The 24068-nt window shown below is 65.1% G+C and carries 22 protein-coding genes; 15 read left to right on the forward strand and 7 right to left on the reverse strand.

Features of this window, described 5'->3' with window-relative positions; all coding sequences use genetic code 11:
- Positions 1 to 93: 93 nt before the first annotated feature.
- The gene (locus ACO1P8_RS15865) at positions 94 to 498 is read right to left on the reverse strand and encodes a DoxX family protein (protein ID WP_486296847.1); all 405 of its coding nucleotides are present in this window, start codon (positions 496 to 498) and stop codon (positions 94 to 96) included.
- A gap of 111 nt (positions 499 to 609) precedes the next feature.
- Positions 610 to 1527, reverse strand: coding sequence for an arginase (rocF, locus tag ACO1P8_RS15870; RefSeq protein WP_486296848.1), 918 nt, complete (start codon positions 1525 to 1527; stop codon positions 610 to 612).
- A 239-nt stretch (positions 1528 to 1766) separates the two neighbouring features.
- On the opposite strand from rocF, the gene kefF reads away from it, so the two are divergent.
- Together kefF and kefC are read left to right on the forward strand one after the other, a co-directional pair.
- Positions 1767 to 2345 carry a glutathione-regulated potassium-efflux system oxidoreductase KefF gene (gene kefF, locus ACO1P8_RS15875; RefSeq protein ID WP_486296849.1) on the forward strand — a complete coding sequence of 193 codons (579 nt, stop codon included), beginning with the start codon at positions 1767 to 1769 and terminating at the stop codon, positions 2343 to 2345.
- A complete protein-coding gene (gene kefC, locus ACO1P8_RS15880) occupies positions 2338 to 4179 on the forward strand; it encodes a glutathione-regulated potassium-efflux system protein KefC (protein WP_486296850.1) in 1842 nt (613 codons plus the stop codon). Before kefF ends, kefC begins: the two co-directional genes overlap by 8 nt.
- Before the next feature lie 94 nt (positions 4180 to 4273).
- Here kefC and ACO1P8_RS15885 read toward each other — a convergent pair whose 3' ends face one another.
- The 4 genes from ACO1P8_RS15885 to ugpB form a co-directional block, all read right to left on the reverse strand.
- Positions 4274 to 5362 (reverse strand): sn-glycerol-3-phosphate import ATP-binding protein UgpC, encoded by a 1089-nt coding sequence (locus tag ACO1P8_RS15885; RefSeq protein ID WP_486296851.1) that lies wholly within the window; start codon positions 5360 to 5362, stop codon positions 4274 to 4276.
- A gap of 28 nt (positions 5363 to 5390) precedes the next feature.
- Positions 5391 to 6242 (reverse strand): sn-glycerol-3-phosphate ABC transporter permease UgpE, encoded by an 852-nt coding sequence (gene ugpE, locus ACO1P8_RS15890; protein ID WP_486296852.1) that lies wholly within the window; start codon positions 6240 to 6242, stop codon positions 5391 to 5393.
- Between the two features lie 12 nt (positions 6243 to 6254).
- On the reverse strand, positions 6255 to 7136 hold the full coding sequence (gene ugpA / locus ACO1P8_RS15895) for a sn-glycerol-3-phosphate ABC transporter permease UgpA (protein ID WP_486296853.1): 882 nt from the start codon (positions 7134 to 7136) through the stop codon (positions 6255 to 6257).
- A gap of 168 nt (positions 7137 to 7304) precedes the next feature.
- Complete coding sequence (gene ugpB / locus ACO1P8_RS15900; RefSeq protein WP_486296854.1) at positions 7305 to 8618, reverse strand: sn-glycerol-3-phosphate ABC transporter substrate-binding protein UgpB; 1314 nt, start codon at positions 8616 to 8618, stop codon at positions 7305 to 7307.
- 239 nt (positions 8619 to 8857) lie between these two features.
- On the opposite strand from ugpB, the gene proC reads away from it, so the two are divergent.
- Positions 8858 to 9694: a pyrroline-5-carboxylate reductase gene (gene proC, locus ACO1P8_RS15905; RefSeq protein WP_486296855.1), complete on the forward strand. Its 837-nt coding sequence runs from the start codon at positions 8858 to 8860 to the stop codon at positions 9692 to 9694.
- Positions 9695 to 9709: 15 nt separating this feature from the next.
- Here proC and ygfZ read toward each other — a convergent pair whose 3' ends face one another.
- Positions 9710 to 10705: a CAF17-like 4Fe-4S cluster assembly/insertion protein YgfZ gene (ygfZ, locus tag ACO1P8_RS15910; RefSeq protein ID WP_486296856.1), complete on the reverse strand. Its 996-nt coding sequence runs from the start codon at positions 10703 to 10705 to the stop codon at positions 9710 to 9712.
- 165 nt (positions 10706 to 10870) lie between these two features.
- Between ygfZ and mltG the strand changes: the two genes are divergently transcribed.
- The 12 genes from mltG (at position 10871) to ACO1P8_RS15970 (ending at position 24033) form a co-directional block, all read left to right on the forward strand.
- Complete coding sequence (mltG, locus tag ACO1P8_RS15915; protein ID WP_486296857.1) at positions 10871 to 11893, forward strand: endolytic transglycosylase MltG; 1023 nt, start codon at positions 10871 to 10873, stop codon at positions 11891 to 11893.
- Positions 11890 to 12516, forward strand: a complete 627-nt coding sequence (gene tmk / locus ACO1P8_RS15920; RefSeq protein WP_486296858.1) for a dTMP kinase — start codon at positions 11890 to 11892, stop codon at positions 12514 to 12516. Before mltG ends, tmk begins: the two co-directional genes overlap by 4 nt.
- Positions 12513 to 13577, forward strand: a complete 1065-nt coding sequence (gene holB / locus ACO1P8_RS15925) for a DNA polymerase III subunit delta' (protein ID WP_486296859.1) — start codon at positions 12513 to 12515, stop codon at positions 13575 to 13577. Before tmk ends, holB begins: the two co-directional genes overlap by 4 nt.
- Positions 13578 to 13688: 111 nt before the next feature.
- Positions 13689 to 14459 (forward strand): TatD family hydrolase, encoded by a 771-nt coding sequence (locus ACO1P8_RS15930; RefSeq protein ID WP_486296860.1) that lies wholly within the window; start codon positions 13689 to 13691, stop codon positions 14457 to 14459.
- A 226-nt stretch (positions 14460 to 14685) separates the two neighbouring features.
- Positions 14686 to 15573, forward strand: coding sequence for an ankyrin repeat domain-containing protein (locus ACO1P8_RS15935; RefSeq protein ID WP_486296861.1), 888 nt, complete (start codon positions 14686 to 14688; stop codon positions 15571 to 15573).
- A 273-nt stretch (positions 15574 to 15846) separates the two neighbouring features.
- A complete protein-coding gene (locus ACO1P8_RS15940) occupies positions 15847 to 16368 on the forward strand; it encodes a winged helix DNA-binding protein (protein WP_094842381.1) in 522 nt (173 codons plus the stop codon).
- Positions 16369 to 16427: 59 nt separating this feature from the next.
- Positions 16428 to 20051: a hydantoinase B/oxoprolinase family protein gene (locus ACO1P8_RS15945; RefSeq protein WP_486296862.1), complete on the forward strand. Its 3624-nt coding sequence runs from the start codon at positions 16428 to 16430 to the stop codon at positions 20049 to 20051.
- 133 nt (positions 20052 to 20184) lie between these two features.
- Complete coding sequence (gene glnH / locus ACO1P8_RS15950; protein WP_486296863.1) at positions 20185 to 20943, forward strand: glutamine ABC transporter substrate-binding protein GlnH; 759 nt, start codon at positions 20185 to 20187, stop codon at positions 20941 to 20943.
- A 146-nt stretch (positions 20944 to 21089) separates the two neighbouring features.
- The gene (gene glnP / locus ACO1P8_RS15955) at positions 21090 to 21749 is read left to right on the forward strand and encodes a glutamine ABC transporter permease GlnP (RefSeq protein ID WP_486296864.1); all 660 of its coding nucleotides are present in this window, start codon (positions 21090 to 21092) and stop codon (positions 21747 to 21749) included.
- Positions 21746 to 22474 (forward strand): glutamine ABC transporter ATP-binding protein GlnQ, encoded by a 729-nt coding sequence (gene glnQ, locus ACO1P8_RS15960; protein ID WP_486296865.1) that lies wholly within the window; start codon positions 21746 to 21748, stop codon positions 22472 to 22474. The genes glnP and glnQ overlap by 4 nt, the downstream gene beginning before the upstream one ends.
- A gap of 111 nt (positions 22475 to 22585) precedes the next feature.
- Positions 22586 to 23347 (forward strand): putative adhesin, encoded by a 762-nt coding sequence (locus ACO1P8_RS15965; protein WP_486296866.1) that lies wholly within the window; start codon positions 22586 to 22588, stop codon positions 23345 to 23347.
- A gap of 158 nt (positions 23348 to 23505) precedes the next feature.
- Positions 23506 to 24033 (forward strand): putative adhesin, encoded by a 528-nt coding sequence (locus ACO1P8_RS15970; RefSeq protein WP_486296867.1) that lies wholly within the window; start codon positions 23506 to 23508, stop codon positions 24031 to 24033.
- The last annotated feature ends 35 nt before the right edge of the window (positions 24034 to 24068 follow it).

Here is a 24068-nt window from a genome sequence, read left to right on the forward strand (position 1 = left end):
CAATGCGAGGGGTGCCGTTGCGCGGCTGCAAGTGCGCGTCGACCGGCGCAGATTGCCCGAGACCCGTGTGCAGCTATTGCCTGGCTCGCGAGACTAGTTGAAGCGGCCGCCCGCGCCGCCGACGCTGAAGCGGCCCGCGCCCAGCAATGCGACGGCAACGGCGGTGAAGAAGTACATGCCTTGCAGTTCCAATTGCCAACCGCCCTGGCCATTGAGCATGAACAACTGCGAGTGATGCACCAGCAGGAATGCCACGAGCATGTTGATGGCAATCAACAGGCCGCCCAGGCGGGTGAAGATGCCGGCGATAAGCAGGATGGGCGCGACGACCTCGCCGATATAGACGAAGTAGGCCGTGAAACCGGGCCATCCGTGTTCGTGGACCATGCTGACGATGCCACCGACACCGTGCGTCATTTTCGAGATGCCGTGCAGCAGGATAAGGATGCCAAGCGAAAGTCGCAGGATCAGTTTGGCTGCGTCGTCGTGTCGGTTCATCGATTTTTTCTCTATGTTCGGTGTAGGGAAAGGGCGGGAGGCTGTGCCTGTGGCGATATCCCGGAGAAATCCGCCGGATACCGCAACGGGCCTCGCAATTATGACAAATCTTTATGGACGGATCAGTGTGGATTTTCCAAAAAGGCTTTCCACCAGATCGACCACGACTTCCGCCGTCTGATTGCGCATATCCTTGGCCGGGTTCAGCTCCATCAGGTCCAGCGACGACAAGCGGCCGGTGTCCGCGATCATTTCCATGCACAATTGCGCCTCGCGGTAGGTCGGGCCGCCCAGTACCGGCGTACCCACGCCCGGGGCCACCGCGGGGTCCAGGAAGTCGGCGTCGAAACTGACATGCAGATGCGTGTCTTCGGTGATGCCGGCCAATGCCATTTCCATGGTGTGCCGCATGCCGTTCTCGTCGATATAGCGCATATCGAACACCTTGATGCCCATGGCACGCAGCTGGCGCTTTTCTTCGGCATCGACGCTGCGGATGCCGATCTGCCTTATGGCGGAGGGGTCGGCAACCGCCGGATAGGCATCTCCCAGCCGGGTCAGCGTATCGGGCCCGTCGCCGCACAGGCATGCGATGGGCATGCCATGGATATTGCCCGTCGGGCTGATGATGTGCGTGTTGGCGTCCGCGTGCGCATCCAACCATAGCACCATGAGCGGCCGGCCGGTTTCGCGGCAATGCTGCGCGACCGCGCTGATCGAGCCGATGGCCAGGCAGTGGTCGCCGCCCATCAGGATGGGAAAGTGTTGCCTGCGTTGCGAGGCGAGCACCGCCTGGTAGACTTCGCGGTTCCATTGGACGACCTCGTCAAGGTGCCGGAAGCCGGCCAGCGCCGCGCTGGAGGGGTTGGGCGGTCCCCCCAGGTTGGCCGCATCCTGGACGGCCAGCCCGTGCCGCTGCAGTGCTTGCTGCAGGCCGGCGACACGTAGCGCTTCCGGACCCATCGAGGCGCCCCGTATGCTGGCGCCGATGTCGGTTGGCGCCCCGATAAGATCGATCGCTTCCTTCATCCTTTGCTCCTGAATCAGGGGGGGGGAGCCCACCCCGAAGCGCTGCGCGCTCCCCCTCAAGGGGCGACGCTGGCGGACCGGCAAAGCCGGATCCGCGGCGTCCCGGACCGGATACACCCGTTTCTTTGCGTAGCGCTGCGGTGCTTCCTCCGTTTCATGATTCGCCGGTGGCGTCTCGCGCTGCGGATCACTAAGATGCGAAGGATAAACCTCCGTTGCCGCCTCGGCAGGACCTCTTCATGATCGTAATCGTATACGCCCATCCGTATCCGCGGCATTCCCGCACCAATCGCGCCATGCTGCAAGCACTGGACGGCTTGCCCGATGTCCAGGTTCGCTCGCTTTATGACCTCTATCCCGATTTCTATATCGATGTGGCGGCCGAGCAGGCCGCGTTGGCCGAAGCCAGCCTGATCGTATGGCAGCACCCCATGCATTGGTATGGTTCTCCGCCTTTGTTCCGGCAGTGGATGGACAAGGTACTGGAACATGGCTGGGCCTATGGGCCGAACGCCACCGTGTTGCGCAACAAACCGTTGCTCTGGACCGTGACGACGGGCGGCGCGGCCGACGATTTCGTGCGCTGTGCCGATACGGACCTGGGCGTTCTGGGGCAGCCGCTGCGCAGCGCGGCGGAGCTGTGCGGTATGCGCTGGCTGGCGCCCTACGCGGTGCATGGCGCGGTGACGCTGGGCGGGACGGAGCTGACGGCGGTGGCGGCGGCCTATCGGGAGCTGCTATCCGGCCATGCAGGCATAGGCCAGGCCGAGCCCGCCGGCGCCGCGCGTCCCCGGATGACGGAGGCCAGCCATGGATAAAAACATGTTGCTGGAAGTGCTGGTGTATCTGGCCGCGGCGGTGATCTTCGTGCCGCTGGCCATGCGTGTGCGCATGGGGTCGGTGCTGGGCTACCTGATCGCCGGTTGCGTGATCGGGCCCTGGGGCCTGCGCCTGGTCCAGGACCCGGAGCAGATATTGGGCTTCGCCGAGATCGGCGTGGTCCTGATGTTGTTCCTGATCGGGCTGGAGCTCGATCCGCGCCGCCTGTGGCATATGCGGATACCGGTCTTCGGCGGCGGCGCGTTGCAGGTCGGCCTGTGCGGCGCCGTGCTGGCGGCCTTCATGGTTTGGCTGGGGCTGGCCTGGCCGATCGCCGCGCTGGTCGGCCTGACGCTGGCCCTGTCCTCGACGGCCGTGGCGATGCAGGCGATGGGCGAACGCAGCCTGCTGCAGACCACCCTGGGCGAGCGCTCTTTCTCCGTGCTGCTGTTCCAGGATCTGGCGGCGATTCCGCTGATCGCGATGATTCCGCTGCTGGCGGGCGGCGCGGCGGGGGAAGGCGGCGACAGCGTGGGATTGGCCACGCTGAAAATCGTCGGAGCACTGGTGGTGGCGGTGGTGATGGGACGCTACCTGGCCCGGCCGCTGCTGCGCTTCGTCGCCCGTTCGGGGCTGCGCGAGGTTTTCAGCGCGGTGGCGCTGCTGCTGGTCATCGGCGTGGGTGAACTCATGGAGCATGCCGGCCTGTCCATGGCCATGGGCGCCTTCCTGGCGGGCGTGCTACTGGCCAGCTCGGAATACCGGCATGCCCTGGAAAGCGATATCCAGCCGTTCAAAGGGTTGCTGCTGGGCCTGTTCTTCATGGGCGTCGGCATGTCGATAGACTTCGGCACGCTGTTGCAGGACCCGCTGCTGGTCCTGGGCGTGCTGGCCGGCTTCCTGGTGCTGAAGTTCGCCGTATTGTTCGTATTGGGCCGCCTGTTCGGGGCGCAGCGCGGACGCTGCCTGATGTTCGCCGCCTTGTTGGGACAGGGCAGCGAATTCGCCTTCGTGGTGTTTTCCACGGCGCGCATGGCGGATGTTCTGCCGGAAGACTGGTCGCGTGTCCTGACGCTGGTGGTGGCGCTTTCGATGGCGGCCACGCCGGTGATCCTGGCCGTGCTGGATGCCCTGGAGCGGCGCAGGCCCAAGAACACGCGGGCCGATGATGCCATCGAGGACGACGGCGCCCGAGTCATCATCGCCGGGTTCGGCCGCTTCGGGCAGATCGCCGGCCGCTTGCTGCTGGCCAACGGCGTCAAGGTCGTTATCCTGGACCACGATCCGGACAATATCGATACGGTGCGCAAGTTCGGCACCAAGGTGTTCTACGGCGACGCCACCCGATCGGATCTGCTGGAGACCGCCGGCGCCGCCCGCGCCGAGGTGCTGGTGAACGCCATCGACAGCGTATCGGACAGCCTGCGTCTGGTGGACGTGGTGCAGCAGGATTTTCCCAATCTGCGCGTGGTCGCGCGGGCGCGCGACGCGGTTCATTACTTCCAGCTGCGCAAGCGCGGCGTCGAGGTGGTGGAACGGGAGTTGTTCGAATCCTCGCTGCTGGCCGGCCGCAAGGCCCTGGAAGCCTTGGGCATGGGCGCATACGAAGCGAAGGAAGTCGCCGATGCCTTCCGGCGCAGCAACGTGGATATGCTGGAGGAAACCACGCCGCGCTTCGAGGACGATGGCTTCCGGATTACGGTGGCGCGGCGCGCGCAGGATACCCTGGAAAAATCCATTTCGCGGGACCGCGAGCTGTCGCGGGCCGCGCACCGCGTTCCCTGGGGGGGCGAGCCCGCGGTAGAGGAAACAGAACAGGAGAAGGCCGCGTAGCGGCCGGACCGGGCTTGTTTCGCCTGGCGGCGGGCCGGCGGCCACGTATCGCAGCCGGTCCGGCATGCACGCGGCGCCTTTGCCGCGCGGCGGGCTAGGTGCCCTGGATGCGCTTGCCGGTGACGGGGTCGAACCAGTGCAGGGGATGGCGCCCGTCCGGGCCGATGTTCATCTGGTCGCCGGGCTTGATGGTCGCTTCCTGCAGTTGGCGCGTGGTACAGCGCACGACCAGGTCGGTGTCGCCGCTGCGGCCGTGCACCAGTTGCTCCGAGCCCAGCGTTTCCACCATTTCGACTTCCACCCGCATGCCCGGCGCGTTCAGCACCATATGCTCGGGCCGCAGTCCCAGCACCGCGCTGCGGCCGCGCACGGCGGCGGGAACGTCGTTGGGCTTGATCGCCAGATCGATGCCGGCGGTGCTCTTGAGCGTGCCGTCGCCCTGCACGTTGACGGGGATCAGGTTCATGGGCGGCGAGCCGATGAAGCCTGCCACGAAGGTCGACGCCGGGCGCTCGAAGACTTCCATCGGCGTGCCGATCTGTTCCGGCACGCCCTTGTTCATCACGATCATCCGGTGCGCCAGCGTCATTGCCTCGACCTGGTCGTGCGTCACGTACAGGCTGGTGGTACCCAGGCGACGATGCAGCTTCAGCAGTTCGAGGCGCATCGCCACGCGCAGCTTGGCATCCAGGTTGGACAGCGGCTCGTCGAACAGGAACACCTTGGGCTCGCGCACGATGGCGCGGCCCATGGCCACGCGCTGGCGCTGGCCGCCGGAGAGCTGGCGCGGCCGCCGTTCCAGCAAGTGGCCCAGTTCGAGGATCTGCGCGGCCGCTTCGACGCGGCGGCGGATCTCGTCCTTGGACATCTTGCGGATCTTCAGCCCGTACGCCATGTTCTGGAACACGCTCATGTGCGGATACAGGGCGTAGTTCTGGAACACCATTGCGATATCCCGTTCGGCGGGTTCCAGATCGTTCACGACCCGGTCGTCGATCCTGATCTCGCCGCTGGTGACGGTTTCCAGCCCGGCCACCATGCGCATCAGCGTGGATTTGCCGCAGCCCGACGGCCCGACGATGACGACGAATTCGCCGTCGGCGATGTCGACGTCGATGCCGTGGATGACGGGAATGTCGCCGGCGTAGGTTTTCTTGACGTTGCGAAAGCTCAGGGTAGCCATACGGAGAGTCGGTGAGTTGCGGCGGCGATCACTTTTCAGTGTCCACGAGGCCCTTGACGAACCACTTTTGCATGAAGATGACGACCAGGGCGGGGGGCAGCATCGCCAGCATGGCGGTAGCCATGGTGATATTCCATTCCGTGACGCTGTCGCCGCCGCTGACCATGCGCTTGATCCCGATGACGATCGGGTACATGTCTTCCTGCGTGGTGATCAGCAAAGGCCACAGGTACTGGTTCCAGCCATAGATGAACTGGATGACGAAGAGGGCGGCGATGCTGGTGCGCGACAGCGGCATCAGCACGTCGCGAAAGAAGCGCATGGGACCGGCGCCGTCGATGCGTGCCGCTTCCACGAGTTCGTCCGGTACGGTCAGGAAGAACTGGCGGAACAGGAACGTGGCGGTGGCCGATGCGATCAGCGGCAGCGTCAGGCCGGCATAGCTGTTCAGCAGGCCCAGGTCGGCGACGACCTTGTAAGTCGGCGCGATGCGGACCTCTACCGGCAGCATCAGCGTGACGAAGATCATCCAGAAGAAAAACATGCGGCCGCGGAAGCGGAAGTACACCACCGCGAAAGCGGACAGCAGCGAGATGATGATCTTGCCGATGGAGATGGTCAGTGCCATCACCAGGCTGACCCACAGCATGCGGCCGACAGGTGTGCCGCTGGAGCCGCCGCCGGAGCCGGCGAACAGCGCCTGGATGTAGTTGCTGACGAAGTGCGAGCCGGGCACCAGCGACATGGGCGCGTTGGCCACTTCCTGCGCGGTCTGCGTGGACGCCACGAAGGTGACATAAAGCGGGAAGGCCACCAGTGCCACGCCGCACAGCAGAATGGCGTGGGCCAGGAAATCCAGCCAGGGACGGCGTTCAACCATAAGGCCTCTGAATCAGTACTGGACCTTGCGGTCGATATAGCGGAATTGGGCGACGGTCAGCACCACGACGATCGCCATGAGCACCACCGATTGCGCGGCCGAGGATCCCAGGTCCAGCCCCCGGAAGCCGTCGCTGTACACCTTGTAGACCAGGATCGCCGTCGAGGTGCCGGGGCCGCCCTGGGTCGTCGTGTCGATGACGGCGAAGGTATCGAAAAAGGCGTAGATGACGTTGACCACCAGAAGGAAGAAGGTGGTGGGCGACAGCAGCGGGAACACGATGGTCCAGAACCGGCGGGTGGGCCCGGCGCCGTCGAGGGCGGCCGCTTCGATGAGCGAACGGGGGATCGATTGCAGCCCGGCCAGGAAAAACAGGAAGTTATAGGAAACCTGCTTCCAGACCGCGGCGATGAGCACCAGGATCATGGCCTCGGTGCCGTTCAGGCGGGGGTTCCAGGCCACGCCCAGGCGCGTCAGCGCCACGGCGAGGATACCGACCGAAGGCGAAAACAGGAACAGCCACAGCACGCCGACCACCGCGGGGGCGACGGCATAGGGCCAGATCAGCAGGGTCTTGTAGAGCCCGGCACCGCGTATGACGCGGTCGGCCATGACGGCCAGCAGCAGCGATACGGACAGCCCGACGACGGCGACCAGGATCGAGAAGACCGCCGTCACCTTGAACGAATCGATATAGGTGGCCTGGCTGAAAAGATCGGCAAAGTTCGCCAGGCCGACGAACGTGGACGACAGCCCGAAGGGGTCTTCGATGTGCAACGATTGCCACATCGCCTGCCCGGCCGGCAGAAAGAAGAAGACGACCGTAATGGCCAGTTGCGGCAGCAGCAGCAGATAGGGAAGGAGCTTGTGGCCGAAAACGACGCGTTTTTCCATGGATGCCATCGATTGCGGCGCGGGATGGCCGCGGACGCATAAAAAACGTGAAACATTTCGGGTAGGGATAATTTCCCGACGCATCGCCCGGCGGGACTCGCCATGTTCAGGCAGGGCCGGATCGCGTTATGGGCGCGACCTGGCCCTGCCTGGGCCCGAAAGCGGCCGCTACTTTACACTTTTTTCGAATTTCTCGAGCAGGTCGTTGCCGCGCTTGACGGCATCCTTCAGGCCCGCTTGCGCATCGACTTTGCCGGAAACGATCTGTTCGATCGTGGCGTCCTCGATTTCGCGGATCTGCGGCAGGTAGCCCAGGCGCACGCCGCGCGATTGCGCGGTGGTTTCGACGTTCAACTGCTTCACGCCGACGTCGGTTCCCGGGTTCTGGGTATAGAAGCCCTGTTTCTGCGTCAGCTCGTATGCCGCCTTGGTCACGGGCACGTAGCCGGTCTGCTGGTGCCACTTGGCCGCCACTTCCGGGCTGGACAGATACTTGAAGAACTTCGTGATGCCCTTGTACACATCGGGCTTCTTATTGGCGAATACCCACAGCGACGCGCCGCCGATGATGGTGTTCTGCGGGGCGCCCTTGACGTCCGCGTAATAGGGCAGGGTGGACGTGCCGAACTTGAAATGGGCGTTTTTCATGATGTTGGCGCGCAGGCCGCTGGAGCCGGTGATCATCGCGCACTTGCCCGAGATGAACAGGGCATTGGGATCGTCGCCCCGTCCGCCGTACATGAACTCGCCGTCCTTGGCCAGCCCGGCCAGGAACTTCAGGTGCCGTACGTGCAGCGGCGAATCGATCGCCAGACGCGCATCCAGTCCGCCGAAACCATTGTCCTTGGTGGCGTAGGGCACGTTATGCCAGGCCGAGAAGGTCTCCAGCTGCACCCAGGACGGCCAGGAGGTGGTATAGCCGCATTCCGCGCCGGCCGCCTTCAGCTTCTTGGTGTCGGCGGCGAGCTCTTCCCACGTCTTGGGCGGCTTTTCAGGATCCAGCCCGGCTTTCTGGAAGGCGTCCTTGTTGTAGTAGAACACCACGGTCGAACTGTTGAACGGCATGGATACGAGCTTGCCGTCCGGCGACGAATAATAGCCCGCCACCGCGCCGATGAAATCCTTGGGGTTGATCGGGTCGCCGGCTTCCTCGGACATTTGCTGCACCGGCTTGATGGCGCCTTTGGCGTACATCATCGTCGCGGTACCCACTTCGAATACCTGAAGGATATCGGGCGCATTGCCGGCGCGAAACGCCGCGATGCCGGCATTCATCGATTCGCCGTAGTTGCCCTTGTAGACGGCCTTGATCTGGTAATCGGGGTTCTTCTTGTTGAAGTCGTTGACGATTTCGTTGACGCGGTCGCCGAGCGCGCCTTCCATGGAGTGCCAGAACTGAATTTCGGTGGCCGCATGCGCCGATGTAGCGGCGAAAGCGGTAAGCAGGGACGCCGCGACGAGCGCGAAGCGATGGGATCGCATGGATATTCCTCCGTGGGTAGCGATGGCTCTTGCCCCGGGGTAGGGGGCAGACAGCCCGACACCATATGAATTGTTTGTGACGAATTCGTGACTGTTACACCGGGCTCCTTCACTGTCAAATAGGACTTCTCCTACGCCACGCGGGGTGATTCAACGGAGCGCGAGGCGCCCTGGCGGCACGCCGCCTCCCGGGCACAGGGATGCCCAAGACAGGTGGGCGGTGTTTACAATCCTGCTCCATGGATAAAAACCTGCATATCGCCTTCATCGGCGGCGGAAATATGGCTTCCGCCCTGGGCGCCGGCATGGCCGGCAAAATTTGCCCCCCGGAAAACTTCCACGCCATCGACATCAATACGGCCGCCCATACGGCCTGGATCGAACGCGGCGCCACGGCGGCCACGGCGCCGGACGAAAGGCTGGCTCAGTGCAATGTCTGGTTCTATGCCGTCAAACCGCAATTCATGCGCGACGCCGTGGCCGCCTCGCGCCCCTGGCTGCGCGATGGCACCCTGGTGATCAGCGTGGCAGCCGGTATCCGCGGCGATGTGCTGGCGGGCTGGCTGGGCGAGGGCGGCGCGCCCTGGCCCAAGCTGGTGCGATGCATGCCCAACACGCCGGCCCTGGTCGGCGAGGGCATGACGGGCATCCTGGCGCTGTCCGGCGTCACCGCCGAAGAACGCCGATTGGCCGAATCCATGCTGCAGTCGGTGGGCAAGGTGGTATGGGTAAAGGACGACGCGGCCATCGACGCCGTCACCGCCTTGTCCGGCAGCGGTCCCGCCTATGTCTTCCGCTTCATCGAGGCACTGATCGAGGGGGGGCGGAAGGTTGGCCTGGATGCCGGGCAGGCGCGCGAGCTGGCGTTGGGTACGCTGTCCGGCGCCGTGCGCCTGGCGCAAGAATCCGAGGACCCGCCGGCCGTCCTGCGCGAGCGCGTGACCTCCAGGGGCGGTACAACCGCCGCCGCGCTCGGCGTGTTCGAGGAAGGCGATTTCATGGGGTTGGTCGCCCGCGCGATGCAGGCCGCCGCCCAGCGCTCGCGCGAACTGTCCGAAGAGTTCGGCAAGGCCTGAGGAACGCTTCCGGCGTTACTCCAGGGCGTAGGGCAAGGGGCGCGGGCGTATCGCGGGGCCGTCGGTACTGCCCAGCCGCAGATTGCCCGCCGCCAGCGCGCCAAGGCTGGTTTCGAACAGGATGGCCGCATCCGCCACGCCGGCCGCATCCACCACGCGCCCGCAGGGTTCGTTGGGCTGCGTGGCGTCATAAATATCCGCGCCGGCCGCGATGGCCGAAGCGTCCTGTCCGGGCACGATGCCGTAAGCCATGCGGCGCTTGACGGTCCCGCGGTAATGGCTGCGCGCGACCACCTCCTGGCCGGGATAGCAGCCTTTGGTGAAGCTGACTCCACCCGCCAAATCCAGGTTGACGGTCTGCGGAATGAACAGGTCCTGCGTGGCCGTGCCTATCCACGGGATACCGGCGGCCAGGTCGCCCGCCTGCCAGATCTGCGGATCGCCGGCCTCCAGCGCCGCGCGTAACCCCGTCGCGGCGTCCCATTGCGCCGGCGAGGCTATCCACCACCAGCGCTGTCCCCGCGCCGACGGCGCCGCGATCCAGGTCCCGCTGGGCAATTCGGCGCGGCGCCATGCCTGGCGCGGCAGCGCGCCGCCGGCAGCCGTCTCCAGCGCGGCCGGCTCTGCATCCGTCCACACGCCGGATACGTGTCCCGCCGTACTCGAGAGCGTCACCTTGGCCCGCAGGACGAACATGCGCAGCCGCTTGAGCAGGGCGTCGGCAACGTCGGCGCGGACCAGGGCGTGCAGGCGCGGCGCGTCGGCGGCACCGGTGGCATCGGGCGTCGCGCGCCACATGACCAGGGTGGCCAGCAAGCGTCCCTTGGCGGTGCAGTAGCCTGCCAGGGCAGCGTTGTCGGCGGCCAGGCCTTGTACATCCTGCGTCAATTGGCCGTGCAGGAACTCGATGGCGTCGGCACCGCCGGCCGAAATCCATTGCAGCGTCGACAGGTCGGCGCGGTGCGCGCGCGGCTCGGGAAGGGAAGAGGAAGCGACAGGCAGGTCAGTCATCGATGTCAGGGCAGGCCACGAGGCCACGCGAAATGCCAAAGCACCGATGATACCGCCGGCGCCCCGGCCGCCCGCTCCAGCCCCTGCCGGCCGCGGGGATTAGGCGCCCACGGCCGGCACCCGCGCCGGTGCGGCGGGCGCCAATCCTTTAAACTGCTGAGTCTCATGAAGAAGCGCTCTGCCTTAACTTTCTTTCTTGCCTTCCTGCTCGTGCTCGTGCTGGCCGCGGCCGCGGCTTGCGCCGCCGGCTGGTACTGGATGCACCATACGCTGCGCCTGCCGGCGGAACGCATCGACTTCGTCGTCGATCCCGGCAGCAGTCCGCGCGCCGTCGCGCGGGTCCTGAACGCCGCCGGCGTGCCCTTGTGGGAAGACGGCTTCGTATGGATGGCGCGCCTGAGCGAGCGGGACAAGCTCATCAAGGCCGGCGGCTACCAGGCCATCCAGGGCGACACCCCCTGGCGCCTGCTGGAGCGCCTCGCTCGCGGCGATATGACCCAGCGCCAGATCACCTTCGTCGAGGGCTGGACTTTTAAGCAGATCCGCCAGGCCTTGCGCGCGAACCCCGATGTGAAGCAGACACTGGGCGACACCGACGACGCGGAACTCCTGCGCCGGCTCGGCTCGGACGCGCCCAGCATGGAAGGGCTGATTTTTCCCGATACCTATGTTTTCACGCCCGGCAGTACGGATTTCGACCTCTTGCGCCGCGCGTACCAGGAAGGGCAGCGGGCCCTGGCCCATATCTGGGCCGAACGGGATCCGGACCTGCCGATCGCCACGCCGTACCAGGCGCTTATCCTGGCGTCCATCATTGAAAAGGAAACCGGAGACACGGCGGACCGTACCCGGGTGGCCGGCGTGTTCATCAACCGGCTGCGCGACGGCATGCCGTTGCAGACCGATCCCACCGTGATTTATGGCATGGGCGACACTTACCAGGGCCGTATCCGCCGCCGCGACCTGCAGACCGACACGCCGTGGAATACCTATACCCGTCCCGGCCTGCCGCCTACTCCCATCGCCAGTCCCGGACGCGCCGCGTTGCTGGCTGCCGTGCGGCCGGCGCATCACAATTACCTGTATTTCGTCTCGCGGGGCAACGGCACCAGCGAGTTTTCCGCGACACTGTCCGACCACAATCGCAACGTATCGCGCTACATATTAGGCAAGGATCGCGCGCCATGACGCTACGCGGCAAGTTCATCACCCTGGAAGGCGTGGACGGCGCGGGCAAGAGCACGCACACGGACTGGCTCGCGGAAACGCTGCGCGGCCATGGCGTGCATGTGGTGACGACCCGCGAACCCGGCGGTACCGCATTGGGCGAGCGGTTGCGCGATCTGGTGCTGCACGAGGCCATGGGCCTGGATACGGAAACCCTGCTGATGTTCGCGGCACGCTGCGAGCACGTGCGCCAGGTGATAGAGCCCGCCCTCGCGCGGGGCGACTGGGTGGTGTGCGACCGCTTTACCGATGCCACTTATGCCTATCAGGGCGGCGGCCGCCAGCTGGGTGCCGAGCGCGTGGCCGTCCTGGAGCAATGGGTGCATCCCGGCTTGCAGCCGGACCGAACCTGGCTGTTCGACGTGCCGCTGGAAGTCGCCCGCGCACGACTGGCGGACGCCCGGGCTCCGGATCGCTTCGAGAGCGAGGGCGCGGCTTTCTTCCAGCGTACCCGCGACGCCTATCTGGCGCGGGCCAGGGCATATCCGTCGCGCTTTCGCATCGTCGATGGCGGCCGCGATATTCCCGCGATACGCGCGCAGCTCGCGACCGACATCCAGGCGCTGGTGGACGCATCGCGATGAGCCTGGCGCGCTTTCTGCCCTGGCAGACCGACACCGCCCGTGCCTGGCTGGCGCAGCGGGACCGTTTCGCCCATGCCTGGCTGATCCACGGGCTGGCCGGTATCGGCAAGCTGCAGTTCGCGTCGGCGGCGGCCGCCAGCCTGTTATGCGAGTCTCCCCGGCAAGGACTGGCATGTGGCGAATGTGCGGCGTGCACCTGGGTCGCCAGCGGCAACCATCCCGACCTGCGGCGCATCCGGCCCGAGGCCATCGCGCTGGAAGAGGGGGCCGAGGCCGCGGCTGAATCGGACGACGCGGAGGCCGCGTCCGGCGCAACGACGGGCGGGGCGGGCACCAAGCGCGCGCCGTCCAAGGACATCCGGGTCGATCAGATCCGGGCGCTGGAGTCCTGGTTCAATACCGCGACGCATCGCGGGGGCTGGCGGGTGGCGCTGCTGTACCCGGCCCAGGCCCTGAACGTGATTTCCGCCAACGCCTTGCTGAAGGTGCTGGAGGAACCGCCCGCGCACACCGTCTTCCTGCTGGTGGCCGATGCGCCGGACCGCCTGCTGCCCACGCTGCTGTCGCGTTGCCGGCGCCTGCCCCTGGCGACGCCATCGCGACAGGTGGCCCTGCAGTGGCTGGAATCGCAGGATATCGGCGATGCCCCGGCGTGGCTGGCCGCGGCGGGCGGCGCGCCTTTGGGCGCGCTGCGCCTGGCGCAGACCGGGGAAAGCGCGTGCCCGCCCTGGCTGGAACACCTGGCCGGGCCGCTGGCGCAAGGGCAGTCCCCCGATGTGGGGGCGCTGGCCGATCTGTTGGATAAGCTGCCCGCCATCGAATGGATCGACGCACTGCAGCGCTTCTATGTGGACCTGATGCTGGCCGGCGTCGGCGCGCCATCGCGTTATTTCCCGGCCCTGGCGTCCGCTGTGGCGCGAACCGCGGCGCGGGCGGACGCGGCGAAGATGGCCGAGGGCGCGCGCTGGCTGACGCGCCAGCGCGCCTTGGCCGGACACCCGTTGAATGCCAAATTGTTCGCCCATGCCGCGCTGCAGCGCGTGGTGCTATCTTGCCAATGAAACATACCCGCCAACGCACCGGCGGTGTCCGATCCACGGCACCCCCGGGGTGGCCACGGCGGCTTTTCCGGCGCGAGGGGCCGTCAAGCGCCATGGACTACTGATATCGCTATGTACGTAGATTCCCACTGTCATTTGAATTTTCCCGAGCTGGCCGAAAACCTGCCGGACATCCTGGAGCGCATGGCGGCGAACCAGGTCACGCACGCCTTGGTGGTCAGTGTCGCCATGCCGGACTGGCCCGGGCTGATGGCGCTGGTCAAGCCGCACCGCAACCTGTGGGCTTCGGTGGGCGTGCATCCGGACTACGAGGACACGCACGACCCTTCATCCGAAGAGCTGGTCGCGCTGGCCGACGACCCCAAAGTGGTCGCCATCGGCGAGACGGGACTGGACTATTACCGGCTGAGCGAGCCGCTGGACTGGCAGCGCGAACGCTTTCGCGTACATATCCGGGCCGCGCGCGACGCGGGACTGCCGTTGATCATCCACACGCGTTCGTCCGCCGAAGACACGCTGCGGATCATGCGCGAGGAAAGGGCGGAGGAGGTCGGCGGCGTCATGCACTGCTTCACCGAGTCCTGGGAGGTGGCGCAGGCGGCCATGGACCTGAATTTCCATATATCGCTTTCGGGTATCGTCACCTTCAAGAACGCCGCGGTGCTGCACGACGTGGCCAACCGCATGCCGCTGGACAGGCTGCTGATCGAGACCGATTCGCCTTACCTGGCGCCGGTGCCGTATCGCGGAAAGCTGAACGACCCCTCCAAGGTGATCCACGTCGCGGAGAAAATCGCGGATCTGAAAGGCCTGCCCGCCAGCGATATCGCGGCCGCTTCTACAGAAAATTTCTTCAATCTATTCAAGAAAATAGAGCGGTAATAAAGAATTCGCTTTAAATGACGGCGCCGGGGACCGCAGGGTGCTCGCGTCCGCTCCCGGGCGGCGCGCCCCAGCCTGATCGCCAGGGCCGGGCATGCGGGCGTCGCCATCGCGCGGCTTCCTGGGGCGATCGCGCAGGCGTGTCCCTTGCTTGGGGATCCTTGGACGCGAACTGCGCTGCCTGTACTTCATAAATTGCCTTCACTTCAAAGCATAAGGGCCTGATATGAAATATGTTTACTCGACGCGGTCGCGCTGCCTTGCCACGCTGGGAACGGCTGCGCTGGTCGCCATCGCCATGCCAGGCCAGTCGCGCGCGGAAGATCCCGCCAATGCGCCCGTCATCGTTGCCAACGATCGCGCCGACGATATCCGCGCGCTGCTGGCCCAGGGCTGGGACCCGAATACGCGAATCAAGGGGCAACCCGCCATCATGCAGGCCATACGCGATGGCGCCTGGCATGTCTACGACTTACTCGCCGCCGACCGCCGCACGGACGTCAACGCCACCAATGACCATGACGAAACCCCGCTCATGTATCTGGCGATCCAGGGCCAGACGCAGCGGGCGCGAGCCCTGATCGCGCGCGGCGCCCACGTCAACCGCCTGGGATGGACGCCGCTGCACTATGCGGCATCCAAGGCGCAGATCGATGTCGCCAAGCTGCTGATGGCGCAGGACGCCATCGTCAACGCGCCCGGTCCGGATGGCACCACGCCGCTAATGATGGCCGGCCTGTCGGGTAGCCGAGAAATGGTCGAGCTGCTGCTCAAGGCGGGTGCGGACGCGACGAACCGCAATCTCCAGGGACTGGATGCCGCCGCATGGGCCGCGTCGGCCAAGCACCAGGAATTGGCCGACGAACTTAGGCAGGCCGCCAACGAACGGGAGGCGCAATTGCGCGGCATGGCGCGCGGCGGCGCCGCGAGGGCCGTGCGTCCGGCATCCTCGCCGTCTCCCGCGCCCGCTGCGGGCGGCGCATCTCCCGCCGTTCCTTCGACCGCACCGCCCGCGGCGCCGGCCCAGGCAGGCAGCAGGGGTGGGGCGGAGTCCACGCTCAAGGGGGTAGAGGGCGTGCAGCTCGATCCGAACGGGGGAGCGCCCGCGCGCTGAGTTCCCTCCCTGGGCGCGCACCCCGGCCACGGCGCGTGCCGCCTCTTGCCGCGTCCCGAGCATAACCCCGGGGCGCTGGGGTCCCGGCGACCTGGGGTGAACCCGATTTGATTGATATTTCGTTGATAATTTATCAACGAAATATTATTATTCGCCCGTCAGCGCATGGCGGAGTCCGCATGCGGGCGTGAACCGGCCAATGTTGCGTGCCGGCGCCGCGCCCGTACGGGCGGCCGCCGTGCGATGTTCCCCTTCCACTTCCCGGGCATCGCTATGAGCGTTTCACACGACCCCAAGCCGCCGATCGCGGCTTCTTCGCACCTGGTCTCGGATCGCGCGCCGGATCTTTCCTCGGTGGAGTTCGGCCTGATGATTGCCGGACATGCGTTCAACCGCTGGATCGTGCGCTGTATGGCGGCCGCCGGCCTGCCGGACCTGACTTCCATCGATGTGATCGTCCTGCATCACGTGTATCACCGGCAGCGCGGCAAGAAACTGGCCGACATCTGCTTCACGCTGAATATCGAGGACACGCACATCGTCAACTATTCGCTGAAAAAACTGGAGCGTCTGGGCGTGGTGCAAGGGCAGCGTAACGGCAAAGAGGTCGTTTACTCCGTCACGCCCAAGGGCAGCGACGTTATCGCCCGCTACGTCGAGGTGCGCGAACGCTGCCTGATCGACGGTCTGCCGGCGGCCAGCAGCGGATTGGAGTTTTCACAGGACCTGGCCAATCTGCTGCGCGGCCTGTCCGGCGTTTACGACCAGGCCGCCCGCGCGGCCACGTCGCTCTAGGATCTGCCAGGGCCGGGCCCTGGTTCTTGTCTTTCTTCCGAAACAGCATGGGAATCGCTATGAAGTGGCAATTTTGGGTCGACCGTGGCGGCACGTTCACGGACATCGTGGGCCGTCGTCCCGACGGGACCACCACCACCGTCAAGATGCTTTCCGAAAATCCCGAGCAGTACCGCGACGCGGCCGTCGCCGGCATCCGCAAGCTGCTCGGCCTGGCGCCGGGCCAGCCGGTGCCCGCGGACCAGGTGGACTGCGTCAAGATGGGCACCACCGTGGCCACCAATGCGCTGCTGGAGCGCAAGGGCGAACGCACGGTACTGGTGACCACGCGCGGCTTCCGCGATGGCCTGCGCATCGCCTACCAGAATCGTCCCCGGCTGTTCGACCGTAACGTCGTCCTGCCCGAAATGCTGTACGACGGCGTTATCGAAGCCACCGAACGCATCGGCGCGGATGGCGCGGTCGTTGCGGCGCTGGACGAGGCCGCGCTGCGCAGCGATTTGCAGGCCAGCTACGACCAGGGCGTGCGTGCCGTCGCCATCGTCTTCATGCATGCCTGGCGCGAGCCGCGGCACGAACAGCGGGCCGCCGTGCTGGCGCGCGAAGTGGGGTTCACCCAGGTTTCCGTCTCGCATGAGGTCAGTCCGCTGATCAAATTCGTATCGCGCGGCGACACGACGGTGGTCGATGCCTACCTGTCGCCCATCCTGATGCGCTATGTGGAGCAGGTCGCCAGCGAGCTGCCCGGTATCCGCCTGATGTTCATGCAGTCCAGCGGCGGCCTGACCGACGCGCATCGCTTCCGTGGCAAGGACGCCATCCTGTCCGGGCCGGCCGGCGGCATCGTCGGTATGGTGCGCACCAGCGAGCTCGCGGGTTTCCGCCAGGTCATCGGCTTCGACATGGGCGGGACTTCCACGGACGTATCCCACTACGCGGGTGAATTCGAACGCGAATTCGAGACCCAGGTGGCCGGCGTGCGCATGCGCGCGCCGATGATGAGCATTCATACCGTCGCCGCCGGCGGCGGGTCCATCCTGCATTTCGACGGTGCGCGGCTGCGTGTCGGGCCGGATTCCGCCGGCGCCAATCCAGGGCCGGCCTGCTACCGGCGCGGTGGCCCGTTGGCTGTGACGGATTGCAATGTGCTGCTCGGCAAGATCCAGCCGGACTTCTTCCCGCGCGTGTTCGGTCCCCATGCGGATCAGCCGCTGGACCGCGCGGCCGCCGAACAGGGTTTCATCGAGATGGCAACCCGCGTCAAGGCCGAGACCGGCCGCGATATGACGCCGGAGCAACTGGCCGAAGGTTTCCTGGAAATCGCGGTGGGCAATATGGCCGAGGCCATCAAGCGCATTTCCGTGCAGCGTGGCCATGACGTGACCGAGTACGCCCTGACGGTGTTCGGCGGCGCCGGCGGCCAGCACGCCTGCCTGGTGGCGGACGCCCTTGGCATGACGACGGTGTTCGCCCATCCCCTGGCGGGGGTGTTGTCGGCCTATGGCATGGGCCTGGCCGACCAGACCGAGATGCGGCAGAAAACCGTGGAAAAGGTCCTGGACGATACCTTGGTGGCCGAGCTCGGACAGGAGCTCGATGACCTGGCGGGCGATGCCGTCGCCGAACTGCGGCGGCAGCACGTCGCGCCGGAGGCCATCGCGGTACAGCGCCGCCTGCACCTGAAATATCGCGGCACCGATACCGCCCTGGAAGTCTCTTTCGGCCCGCTTGCTCAGGCGCGGGCCGACTTCGAAGCGGCGTACCGCCAGCGCTATTCCTTTTTGATGCCGGGGCGCGAGCTGGTCGTGGAAACGATCTCGGTAGAGGCGACCGGCGGCGGCGAGCCCGTGACCGAAGCACCGGTACCGGCGCGCCGGGCGGGACCGCTGGCGGCGCGGCGCGGCGTGCGCATGTACAGCGGCGGCGCCTGGCGCGAGACACCGCTCTACGTGCGCGACGACATGACCCCGGGCGACCTGGTGGATGGCCCGGCCATCATTTCGGAAAAGAACCAGACCACCGTGGTGGAGCCCGGCTGGCGGGCCGAACTGACGCCGCGCGATCATCTCGTGCTGCGCCGGGTACAGGCCAGGCCGCAGCGGCGCGCCGTCGGCACCGAGGCCGATCCGGTCATGCTGGAAGTATTCAACAACCTCTTCATGTCCATCGCCGAGCAGATGGGCTATCGGCTGCAGAATACCGCCTATTCGGTCAACATCAAGGAGCGCCTGGACTTCTCCTGCGCCATCTTCGACGACCAGGGCAACCTGATCGCCAATGCGCCCCATATGCCCGTGCACCTGGGGTCCATGGGGGAATCCATCCGCACCGTGATGCAGGCCAACGCGGGGCGCATGAAACCCGGCGATGCCTACGTCGTCAACGATCCCTACCATGGCGGCACCCATCTGCCCGACGTGACCGTCATCACGCCGGTCTTCGACCGTGCCGGCCGCGACATCCTGTTCTACGTGGGCTCGCGCGGCCACCATGCCGACATCGGCGGCACCACGCCGGGATCGATGCCGCCCGATTCGCGTACCGTGGAAGACGAGGGCGTTCTTTTCACGAACTTTCAACTGGTACGGGATGGCGAGTTCCGCGAAAAGGAAGCGCGCGACATCCTGGGGTCCGGCAAATGGCCGGCCCGCAACCCGGACCAGAATATCGCCGACATGCGGGCGCAGATTGCCGCCAACGAAAAAGGCGTGCAGGAATTGCTGCGCATGTGCGACCACTTCGGCCTGGATGTGGTGCGCGCCTACATGGGCCACGTGCAGGATAACGCCGAGGAAGCCGTGCGCCGCGTGATTTCGGTGCTGAAGGACGGCAGCTACGAGTACCCGCTGGACAACGGGGCCGTGATACGCGTGGCCGTGCGGGTGGACCGGTCGGCGCGCAGCGCCGTGGTGGATTTCACCGGCACATCGCCGCAGCTGGACAACAATTTCAACGCGCCGGGCGCGATCGCCGTCGCGGCGGTCCTGTATGTCTTCCGCACGCTGGTGGACGACGAGATCCCCTTGAACGCCGGCGGCCTGAAGCCCCTGGAGATCATCGTTCCCGCGGGCTCCATGCTGCGTCCCAACCCGCCCGCGTCGGTCGTTGCCGGCAACGTCGAGACCTCCATGTGCATCGTCAACGCGCTGTATGGCGCGCTGGGCGTGCTGGCCGCCAGCCAGGGCACCATGAACAACCTGACGTTCGGCAATGCGCGCTATCAGTACTACGAGACTATTTCCGGCGGTACCGGAGCGGGACCCGCGCGCATCGACGACCCCACGGATACCCGGCACGGTTTCGACGGCCAGTCCGTGGTGCAGGCCCATATGACGAATTCGCGCCTGACCGACCCGGAAGTCCTGGAGCTGCGCTTCCCGGTACGTCTGGAATCCTACGAAATCCGTCATGGTTCCGGCGGCAAGGGACGCTATCGCGGCGGCGACGGCGGCATCCGCAAGCTGCGCTTCCTGGAGCCCATGACCGCGGCGATCCTGTCGAACAACCGCCGTTACGCGCCATTCGGGCTTCAGGGGGGGCAGCCGGGGCAAATGGGGCGCAACTACGTGGAACGGGCCGACGGGCGCATCGAGCCCCTGGGCCCGCAGGACAGCACCGCCTTGCAGGCCGGAGATGTCTTCGTCGTCGAGACGCCGGGCGGAGGAGGTTTCGGAGAAATTTAACGGTGCCGGACTGCCTTTGAGGGGATACAGCCGCAATCGGCTGCGTTAACATCCATCCCTTCGGCGTGCCGCCTACCCGCGGCACGCCTCGCAGCCCGTATCCCGGGCGCCGCTCAACAAAGGAGAGTCGAACATGCTCAATAAGAAATTCGCCGCGATGATGGCCGGGATGTCGGTGGCCTGGTTGGCCATGGCCGCGCCCGCCTCCGCGCAAAGCGACAAGGAACTCGTGGTCGCGACAGACACGGCTTTCGTCCCTTTTGAATTCAAGCAGGGCAACACCTACACCGGCTTCGACGTCGACCTGTGGGCCGCCATCGCCAAGCAGCTGCACCTGAAATACAAGCTGCAGCCCATGGACTTCAACGGCATCATCCCCGGCCTGCAGACACGGAACATCGACGCCGCGCTCGCGGGCATCACCATCCGTGACGACCGCAAGCAGGTCATCGATTTCTCCGACCCCTATTACGAAAGCGGCCTGTCCATTCTCGTCAACAACAGCAACTCCGACATCAAGAGCGCCGCCGACCTGGCCGGCAAGACGGTGGCTGTGAAGACGGGCACGGCGACGGTGGACTACATGCAGAAGAACGTCCCGTCGGCCAAGCTCAAGCTGTTTCCCAACATCGACAACGCCTACCTTGAACTGGCCACGGGCCGCGTCGACGCCGCCGTGCACGATACGCCGAATGTCCAGTACTACGCCAACACCGCCGGCAAGGACCGCGTGAAGGTCGTCGGCAATGTCAAGAGCGGCGATTTCTACGGTATCGCTTTCCCCAAGGGCAGCCCGCTGGTCAAGGAAGTGAACAAGGCGCTGGCCGACCTCAAGGCCAACGGCGAATACGACGCCATTTACGCCAAGTGGTTCGGCAAGAAGGCACAATAAATCCTCGTTGACGGGGTCGCCGGGCGCGCATTGCGCGTGTCACGCCGGCGGCCCGCTGAGTCTTCCGTTTCACCCGCCGCGGCCGCGCCGCCTATTCCGATCGCCACGCCGATCCGGACGCGGGTTCCTATCTACAGGGGAAACATGTGAATTTCGATTGGTCCGTGATCTGGGCGGCCCTGCCCAATCTGCTCGACGGAACGGTGATGACGGTCAAGATCACCTTCTGGGGCCTGTTGGGCGGATTCGCGCTCGGCGCGCTGGCTGGCGTCATGCGTGCCTATGCGCCGCGCTTCCTGGCCACCCTCGCCGTGATCTACGTGGCCGTGATCCGCGGCACGCCCATCATCGTGCAGGTGATGTTCATCTACTTTGCCTTGCCGCTGATCGCCAGCGGCCTGCGTATCGACGCGCAGCTGGCCGCCATACTTACGCTGATGATCAATTCCGGCGCCTACATCGCCGAAATCGTGCGCGGCGCGCTGCTTTCCGTTCCCAAAGGCCTGCGCGAAGCCGGCCAGGCCATGGGGTTGCCGTTCCACAAGATCCTGACTCACATCATCGGGCCGGTTGCCATACGGCGCATGATTCCCCCGCTGGGCAACCAGTGCATCATCAGCCTGAAGGACTCGTCGCTGTTCATCGTGATCGGCGTGGCCGAACTGACCCGCCAGGGGCAGGAGATCATGGCCAGCAACTTCCGCGCTGTCGAAATCTGGTCCGCCGTCGCGGTCATTTATCTGATCATTACCGGCCTGATGGCCGTGGGCCTGCGGATCGCCGAGAAGAGGATGCGCATCTTATGAGCATGGTTGAATTCAAGAACGTTACCAAGCGCTTTGGCGCGTCCACCGTCCTGAACGGCATCACGCTGAATATCGATGCCGGTGAAGTCGTTGTCGTGGTCGGGCCGTCGGGCTCCGGCAAGTCGACCTTTCTGCGCTGTATCAATGTCCTCGAAACCATCCAGGACGGCGAGCTCCTGGTCGGCGGCCTGAGCGTGAAGGGCTCGCCCGCCGAGGTGCGCGAAATCCGCCGCGAGGCCGGCATGGTTTTCCAGCAGTTCAATCTGTTCCCGCAGATGACCGCGCTGGAAAACGTTATGTTCGGCCCCATTCATACGCGGGGCGCCTCGCGGGCACAGGCGCGTGCGGAGGCCCAGGCCCTGTTGGCCAAGGTGGGGCTGGAGCAGCGCATGCAGCACTATCCGTCGGAGCTCTCCGGCGGTCAGCAACAGCGCGTGGCCATCGCCCGCGCGCTGGCCATCAAGCCCAAGCTGATGCTGTTCGACGAACCCACGTCGGCACTCGATCCGGAATTGCGGCACGAGGTGTTGAAGGTCATGCGCGACCTGGCGGAAGAAGGGATGACCATGGTCGTGGTAACCCACGAAATGGAATTCGCCCGCCGCGTGGGTAGCCGCCTGATCTTCATCGACGGCGGCAAGGTGGCGCACGACGGCAGCCCTGAAGCACTGCTGTCCGATCCGCCCAGCCAGCGCCTGAAGGATTTCCTGCAACACGTCGCGTAATCGGCGCCACGAAATTCCTGGCGGATCCGCCCGGTTCAGATTTTTCGGCTTTTTGCGGCGCGCAGCGCGCCGCAAACTGAGCCGTTCCAATAGTCGAACCGCGGATCAGCCATGCCAGGAAATTTCGTTTTCAAGCCACGCCTTACCGATACGTATTCGTCGCCTTCGTCGCGTCCGAATATTGTCACGCGACCTCCGATTCCAAACGCAGCCGGTTCCGGTGCCGGTGCCGGCCTTGCGTCTCCCGCTGTCGCGATCGCCGCTGCCGCCGGTGCGCGGCCCCAGGTCAGACCGGTGATTAAACAAGCGCCGGCGCCCAAGAAATATGTTTCGAGTACCCATTACGCCCGCTACATCCTGTGGCAGGGTCGGCAGAATTCCGAGTTGATTATCGAATCGCATGGGCTGCGTGTCATCGACGAAAAGTCCCATGTCCTGCCTCCGGCCATGGCCCTGCATTTCTACGGACCGGACGGCGCTGCCCTTTGTACTCCGACGATCGATTATGCGTTTCTGCAAAGAGGATTGGCGGAATATACCTACGAACGGATCCGTGGCGGCCAGACGTATCCGGATTACTTGCTGAGCAAGTTCGAGCTTGCCCCGGAAAGAGGAAAGCACGCACTCTATAACAGTTTCATCAATTGCCTGGACCACTACGACGTATTGTCACTGGAGCAATTGGACGACAACGGCGCGCCGGAAGCGTTGCGGCTGTCCGAGGTTATCGCACATCTGTATCGCCAAGGGCATCGGTACTCAAAAATACACTGCATTTTCTGCCGCAGTATTTCCGAATACGATATTCGGCGCGATCCCGCGCTGCGGAATTTGGTAAAGCCCGATTACGCGCCATTGCCCGCCGGCAGGTAGCGCTTTCGCCGCCCACAGCGGTTGAACAGGGGGCGCCGGTGGGACGGGGCGCCGTTTCGTCGGCGCCGCATTTCCCGGTGCGAGAATATTCCAATTTGCGCCGGCCAGGGGGCGATGCAATATGGAAGTTCTTACATCACCCAGGCGTTGTCAAATACATGTCGGACTTCCTCGAATACGGTCAATATCGCCTTTGGCGCGGCTTAAATAATCTCGAATTGATCATTTCTTCTCACGGTGCTCGGCCGCTGGCGGGAGGGCGGGAGATATTGAACGGATTTCGCAAGAGAACCGTTCCGGCGGGAACGGAGTTGCATTTTTATGGTCCGGACCGCGCGATACTGAGCACCGGAGACATCTACCAGATGTTCATCCTGCGTAATATGGCCAACCGTCCGTACCGCATCAAGACAGGCGGGGAGCCTTTTGTCGATTATCAGTTAAACAAGTTTCAGGGCGAATTGGAGACCTACGAGACGGTCCGCCAGTGCTTGGGTAGGTACGATGTCGTCACGATCCGACATCGTCCCTGGAAAGTCGGATTCGACCATATGATGCTTTCGGAGCTGCTGACGGACCTGGAACGGCGCGGCCATCGATACGCCAGGATCCATTGTGTCTTCTGCCGTTCGTATGTCGCGCCTTTCGATGTTTTCCTGGACAGGCCCACGCACAGGGCTCGCTGATGTCTTCGGGTGACATGGCGGTTCACGCGCTGCCG

It is taken from the genome of Bordetella sp., assembly GCF_057362025.1.